3 protein-coding genes are annotated in these 6,966 nt (G+C 57.5%); 2 read left to right on the forward strand and 1 reads right to left on the reverse strand.

All coding sequences use genetic code 11. The features are described from left to right. The first annotated feature begins 478 nt into the window (after positions 1 to 478). Positions 479 to 1,261, forward strand: a complete 783-nt coding sequence (locus tag QP994_RS07455; RefSeq protein ID WP_284865938.1) for a hypothetical protein — start codon at positions 479 to 481, stop codon at positions 1,259 to 1,261. On the opposite strand, the gene eccD is transcribed toward QP994_RS07455, so the two are convergent. Next, positions 1,258 to 2,706, reverse strand: coding sequence for a type VII secretion integral membrane protein EccD (gene eccD / locus QP994_RS07460; protein WP_284865939.1), 1,449 nt, complete (start codon positions 2,704 to 2,706; stop codon positions 1,258 to 1,260). The two genes, QP994_RS07455 and eccD, sit on opposite strands and share 4 nt — an antisense overlap. Positions 2,707 to 2,813: 107 nt before the next feature. On the opposite strand from eccD, the gene eccCa reads away from it, so the two are divergent. Then, entirely contained in the window at positions 2,814 to 6,857 is a 4,044-nt protein-coding gene (gene eccCa, locus QP994_RS07465; protein WP_284865941.1) for a type VII secretion protein EccCa, read from the forward strand. The last annotated feature ends 109 nt before the right edge of the window (positions 6,858 to 6,966 follow it).

Below are 6,966 nucleotides of genomic sequence, written 5' to 3' on the forward strand. Positions count from 1 at the left end.
GTGGATTCTGCGGTGCCGCAGGTTGCCGGGTGACCGGCTGTGAAATTGACTGGTCTGGGCGCGGTGTCGGTGGTGGAGTTTCAGGCGGCGTCGGTTGCGGGGCCGGCGGCTGTTCGGTCACCTTGGGCGCGTCAAACCACGGTTTTTGTGGTGGTGCCAGCTGGGGCTCCGGACGAGAGTAGCTTGCCGGTGGCTGCTGTGGGGCAGGAGGATTGGGCGAATGGGCGGTCCGGGGCGCACCATCAAACGATTGTGGGTGTTGTGATGACGTCTTTGTGTGAGGCTCCTGAGAGCGCTCAGTTTCCTCTTTGGTCTCATGGTTCACCTGCAACCACGGCGGAATGCCAGCTTGTGTGTCCTTGTGCTCGTTCATTTCAACTCCTCATGTTCATTGTTCGGTCACGCTCGGTGGAGCAAGAACCGCGTCCCCTTATGCTATACACAGCTTGCACATTCTCCGCTTCAGAACGAAAACGCTATGAATAAATTTTCTCCGACTTCCCTCACACGCCACCTCAGGTGGTCTGATGCCGTTGCCCGCTCACAGCGCACTGTTGGTCGCGTGGATGATCAACCAGCGCTTATCGCTGTTGCTGCTGTTAGTGACCAGATGTTAACCACCCCAACCACGGCACTGATCTCCATTGTTCTTAACGCGACAGCACGGTTACCTATGGTTGCGGTTGATGCTGATGGTGTCAATCAGCCTCTTCGTGGGCCGTTGGGTGCCCATACTGGCGGTGATCTTGTGGGGTTGGCGCATGCGCCGTCGTGGGGGTTGCTGCGCGCCCAGATTGAGCCTTTTGCTGATTCTTCAGGGGCATCACCACTGTTGACCACAGCAAGCCCCCAACCGCTTTCGTCAGAGGAGTTGATGTCGGCGATGCACCGTGCATCCCACCGCTGGCCCATCGTGGTTGTGGATCTGCCCTACACCTGCAGTGGTGAGCTCATTGTTGCCGGAACATCCCTTGCCACACATGTGTTGCTGGTCGCCGACCGGCACTACACCGACCATTCGTGGCTGTACCGGCCGGGGCACCACCTTTATGAGGCGGCCCGGCAAGGCCGAGTCAGTGTGGTCAAGGTGGGTGCTGCACCGACAAATGAGGATCCGGCGGATACGCTCACACTTCCTGCTGCCCACGCACCGAGCGTGCGTGAACCGATCCAGGTGCCTACAGGGCCAGCAGCGGTGGTGCAGTACAACCGTTTGTTGGCAAGGCTGTTTTCCACGCCAGAGGAAAGCAATACCCGTTAGATGGTTGCCCAAAAGTACTGGTAGAGCCCCTGTGCAGCTAGAATGACGGGGATAGATGCCAGGCACACCAAGATATCCAGCATGGACAGGATGCGTGCCACGCGGGCTTCTTCCACGTCATCGCGTTGGCGCAGAGCGATGGCTACGGCTATGCCTGCACCCAACAGTAAAACAGCTGCTGCGACGAGCCAGACCCACATGTTTGTTTGGGCTGATAGCCACCAAGGTGCAGGGTTTTCAAGGGAGACACCCTGGTTCTGTGCCCAGCGTACGGCCGCACCGGCGGTGAGACTTAGGCCCAAAACACCTGTTGTGATGAGTGTGGTGATGATGCGTGCGTCGGCAAAGCCATTCTGGCGTAGTAGCAAAGCAAAGCAGAGCACCACTGCGATGAGGCCGTGCTGCCAAACAGGGCTGGCGGTAAGAATGATGAGGATGAGCAAGGCGAGTACTACTGCCGCCCAGGACACCCCACGACTGATTGCTTCGGCCCGGCGCGCTTGTGTACGGATGGCTTCGCGTTCTACTTGGTCGCCGGCTTCATTGTGGCGGATGAGTGCTGGCAGGCCGGTTGAGCGCAGGCCTACGGATGGCGCGATGAGTAGAACGAGGATGGGCAGCCATGCTGACCATGCTGCGATGGCGTAGATGTTGCCACCGAAGTGCGTGCCGGCCAGGACTACACCGGCGACCAGTGTAATGATGAGTGCTGTGACGATGCCGCCGAGGCCGCCTGCAGGTGCTTTTCGTCCCGCTGCCCACATTGCGGGTATTGCGCTGAGCGCCACTGCTATCACGGTTGTAGCCGCAGCATTGGGTGCGGGGGTTCCGCGTAGGGATATCTCGGCGATGATGAATGTTGCCAGCGGCAGGAGTGCCCCAAGGAATCGCATCCATTCGTGTTTGCGCCACAGTGCCAGGCCAAGACCAATAAGGGCACTGACAACGATGATGGCCAGTTGCGTCCACCCTTGGGGTGGCAGTGGTGGATCGTGGAGCCAGAGGCCACGACCTGCAATGGTGCTGGCCAGGATAATCAGGAATGTGAGGACTGCCAGTGCGCCACTGCTGCGCATTGCGCCGGACCACACCCATTGTGCTGCGCCGATGGTTGAGCGCACCTCCGCGATGGCGTCATCGACAAAAGGGGTCCGTGCTGCCTCTTGGCGGCGGGTGAGGTAGAGCTTGCTACCATCCTGCACGCCATGTTCAGCGAGTGTGGAGTGCGGATCAATGACTCCTGTTTTGGGGGAGGATAGGACCCATGTGTGGGTGTCAGCTGTGGCAATGGAGTCGGGGGATTCTGTGCCCGTCTGGTCAGAGTGGCTGTCAAAAAGGTCCACTGCATCATCAACGATGTCAACTGCTGGGCGGTTATACGGCAAGCTCACGTCGAGCTGTCGCTCTTTGTAAAAGATGCTCACGCGGACGAAGACATCAGTCATGGAACAATAATCTAACACTTATCTCAGCGGAGTCTTAGACTTGGTGGTCCTACCGTTGACTGCCGGTACCGTTAATTACTGTTTTGGAACGCTTGGAGAAAGGGCTTATGAGCACCCGTATTGTCCACCGCCCGGCTCGCTTGCATCGCACGATTCCGAAGGAAAAGCCGCTTCGTCTTGCCCAGGTGCCTACTATCCGCTCGCGTAGTGGTGGCGCTGGTGTGATGATGCTTTTGATGCCCATCATCGCTGGTACGGGCATGGTGATGATGATGTTTTCTTCGGGCAACCCGATCCGCATGGTGGTTGGGTGTTTCATGTTCGTGGCGGTGATTTTGGGTGCTGTGTTGATGTTTATTCGTCAACGCACGGGGTCGCGTCGACAAGCTGAGGAGGAGCGGGAGCGTTTCCTCGAGCATTTAGAGGAGGTTGAGGGGGAAATCCGTGAGCTTGCTCGTGAGCAGCAAGTTGAAGCGCTCACCCGCCATCCGCATCCGCGTTCGCTTGTTGACGTGGTGAGGGATCCCTACCGCCTGTGGGAGCGTCGCCCGGGCGATGAAGATTTTTTGGTTACTCGGATTGGAACTGGCATTGGTACCTTCGCCCGCGGTGTGGATGTCCCGCCGGTGACGAATCCGATGCAGGTTGCGGAACCGATTTCGCAGGCACATCTGGATCGTATGAAGCGTCGCACGTGCAGTATTGACGGGTTGCCTATTGCGATTCCGGCGCGGGGTTCGGTATCTCTGGTTGGCCCGCCGGAGCTGACCACGGAGACAGTGCGGGCGATTCTGAGTCAGACGGCGATTTTTCATGCTCCGGATGATGTGCGTTTTCATTTGGTTTTGCCATTCGCGGATGAGACGGACCGGAGCTCGTGGCCGCTTTGGTTCCCGCACCTCTTGTCCCCGGAGGAATTCGATGGCCCGATTGGTAAGCGCAGTGTGTCTTTTGATGCGGAGACCTCCGAGAGATTGCTCAGGGAATTAAGTGAGCGGGACGAGGAAGTCAAAGAGCGCTCTCGCTATCACAAGACTTTGATTGACCGGACCCACCTGCTCATTGTTTTGGATATGGACTCAGAGCATGGCAAGCAGCTTTCTGGGCGGATTGATTCCATGCGCTCTTTAGAGTCGTCTCGTGTGACGGTTCTGGCTACGTCGCGGGTGCAGCATTCTGAGCCTTCGAAGGTAGATGTGCGTGTGCTGTTGCGCCCTGACCGGTCTTTTACCGTTCAGTTGTTGGATCGTGGTGAGGTCCGTGAACCGAAGGAGGGGGAGGCTGGCTACGCCGAACGCGTACTGTACGGCGGTGATTCGGGGCTGCTAGATGAAGTTTCACCGGCTATCGCAGAGTCCATTGCACGCAGTATTTCCCCATTGCGTTTGGTGGAGGATGCGTCGCCTGATTCCACGTTGGAGCGCACGATTGCGTTGGATGACATGCTGGGCATAGCTAACTTTGCCACGTATGACGTTGTTGAAGCGTGGCAGCCGCGTTCTACTCGTGATTTTCTCAACGTACCTTTCGGTGTGGGTGCGGATGGTGAGCCGGTCAACTTAGACATCAAAGAGTCCGCGAAATCAGGCATGGGCCCGCACGGACTGTGTGTTGGTGCTACCGGTTCCGGTAAATCAGAGGTGCTGCGCACCCTCGTTTTGTCCCAAGTGATTTGCCATCCGCCGGATCAGCTTTCTCTTGTGTTGGTGGACTTTAAGGGTGGTGCAACTTTCGCTGGTTTGGAGCCTTTGCCGCACACATCAGCAATTGTGGACAACTTGGAAGACGGCGCGGGCCTTGTGGATCGTTTGCATGATTCAATTCTTGGTGAGATTCAGCGGCGTCAGCGCGTCCTGCAAGAAGCAGGCAACTTAGCCAACGTTGCTGAATACAACCAGCTACGTTCTGAGGGCAAGGTTACCGAGCCGCTTCCGGTGCTGTTTGTGGTTATTGATGAGTTCGGTGAGCTGCTTGCCGCTAAACCTGAGTTCATTGAGCTCTTTGTCCAAATTGGTCGCATCGGCCGTTCGATTGGTGTTCACCTCCTGCTTGCCTCCCAGCGCTTGGAAGAAGGTCGTCTGCGTGGCTTGGAGTCGTACCTGTCCTACCGCATTGGTTTGCGCACCTTCTCCGCTCAGGAATCGCGCGCAGCCATCGGCACAACCGATGCCCATGAACTGCCACCCATTCCAGGCTCGGGCTTTTTGAAGGTGGATCCAGACATCTTCGACCGTTTCAAGGCTGCTTATGTCTCCGGCCCATATGAAGCTATCGAGCGGGCCCATGAACGCGAGCTGCCACCAGTGCCCATGCCCTTGGACTTAATCAACACCACGGAGGAGTGGCTGCGCCAACGCGAAAAAGAACATTCTCAATTTCTGGAACAGCGCAACGCACGGCTGACTGACGGCACTCCACCGGAAACCACTCTTGATCTTGTGGTCGGGCGTCTCGCCCCAGCGGCGGAGAAAACACGCCAGATTTGGCTGCCTCCGCTGCCAGAATCCCTATCACTCCAGGGGGCAGTTGGTCCGGTGGAGATGTCGTCCGAACGAGGCTTGAGTGCGGCTTCACCCGGCCACATGGTTTTCACGCTGGGGTTGCGCGATAAGCCCCTGGATCAGTGGCAGGGGCCGTTGACTCTTGATCTTTCTGGTGCGGGTGGCAACGTGGCCATTATGGGAGCGCCGCAATCAGGCAAGAGCACGGCTCTTCGCACATTGGTTACTGCGGCAGCGCTGACGCACACCCCGCGAGAGGTGAATTTCTACCTCATTGACATGTCGGGCTCGGGTTTGTCGTATCTGGAGGACTTGCCGCACGTTGGTACGGTGGCCACGCGTTTCGACGAAGACAAGCTACGCCGCACAGTCGCAGAGATTGGCATGTTCCTTGTGGAGCGTGAGCAGCTGTTTTCAGCGCACCACATTTCCAATGTTGAGGAAATGCGCGAGATGCATAAGAAACGTCTGCTTTCGGATCTACCTGCTGCGGATATTGTTTTGGCTATCGATGGCTGGTCGACCTTACGCAAGGATTATGACGATGTCGCGGAACAAGTCACTGAAATTGCTCAGCGCGGATTGGCCTACGGCATCCATGTGGTCTTTGCTACTGGGCGTTGGGCGGATTTCCGTCTTCCGTTGCAGGCTGTCATTGGTACGCGGCTGGAGTTCGCGCTGAATGATCCGATTGACTCGGCGATGGGGAAAAAGATCTCCGAGGGGCTTGTAGGGTTACCCACCGGACGGGCTGCGATTGCAGATGGCACCTACAGTCACATCGCTCTGCCCATCCTGGAGCAACGTGGGCTTGGCGTACCAATGACCCCGCAGGAGACGGTGGCTGCGATTGCGGAAGGGTGGCGGGGTGCCGGCGCGCCCCCAGTACGGATGCTTCCATCAGCGGTCGCTCTTGCGGAGATTCGGCGTTCCTTCCCGGATACACCACCCGTGCGTCTTGGCCTCACAGAGACGACGCTTGGCCCAGCACGCTTCGATACGGAGGGAGACGAGCGCCATATCTTTGTCATCGGCGATAGTGCGTCCGGTAAAACGACAACATTGCGCACGTACATCGAGGAAGTGACTGCCGGTAAGCAGCCGGGCGCGATCATGTTCGGCGTCTGGGATCTGCGACGAGGACTTCTTGGCGCAGTACCGGATCAGTTCCTTGGCGGGTTCGCTGGCACGCGCGAAGGGTGCGAAACGCTAGCTAAGGGGATCGCCTCCGAGTTGGGGCGTCGTCTACCTGGCAGGGACATTACAGCGGAGCAACTCCGCTCCCGTTCGTGGTGGTCCGGTCCTGAAATTTATGTGCTGGTGGATAACTATGACGGACTTGAAGGCAGTAACAACCCCTTGAAGCCGTTAGCGCCTTTCATCTCTCAGGCCGCAGATGTTGGGCTGCACATCATCATCGCCCGTAGGTCCTCCGGCATGTCCAGAGCATCTTATGACCCACTTATGCAAGCGATCCGTGAAGCGGGGGCAGCAGGTGTCCTTTTGTCGGGTGAACGGCAAGAGGGGGCTATCTTTCCGGGCGTATTTCTCAAGCGTCTTCCCGCTGGGCGTGCTCAATGGGTTAACCGCTCAGGCAGAGTTGAAATGATCCAAATTGCTCGGGACGAACCTACGGATTTGGACATATGAGCCTGAGAGTTGGCTGAATATTTGGGTGTTTGTGTTGCGTGTGTTCTTAATCGTTTCTAAGCTGTGGGTCCTAGTCCATTGAGTCATGTTTGTGGCTGACCCGATTTCG

Source organism: Corynebacterium sp. MSK044, assembly GCF_030232825.1.
GTDB lineage: Bacteria > Actinomycetota > Actinomycetes > Mycobacteriales > Mycobacteriaceae > Corynebacterium.

What these genes read in the sequence shown, in the direction of transcription:
- QP994_RS07455 (WP_284865938.1), top strand. Translation starts at nt 479, where the DNA reads ATGAATAAATTTTCTCCGACTTCCCTCACACGCCACCTCAGGTGGTCT.
- eccD (WP_284865939.1), bottom strand. Translation starts at nt 2,706, where the DNA reads ATGACTGATGTCTTCGTCCGCGTGAGCATCTTTTACAAAGAGCGACAG.
- eccCa (WP_284865941.1), top strand. Translation starts at nt 2,814, where the DNA reads ATGAGCACCCGTATTGTCCACCGCCCGGCTCGCTTGCATCGCACGATT.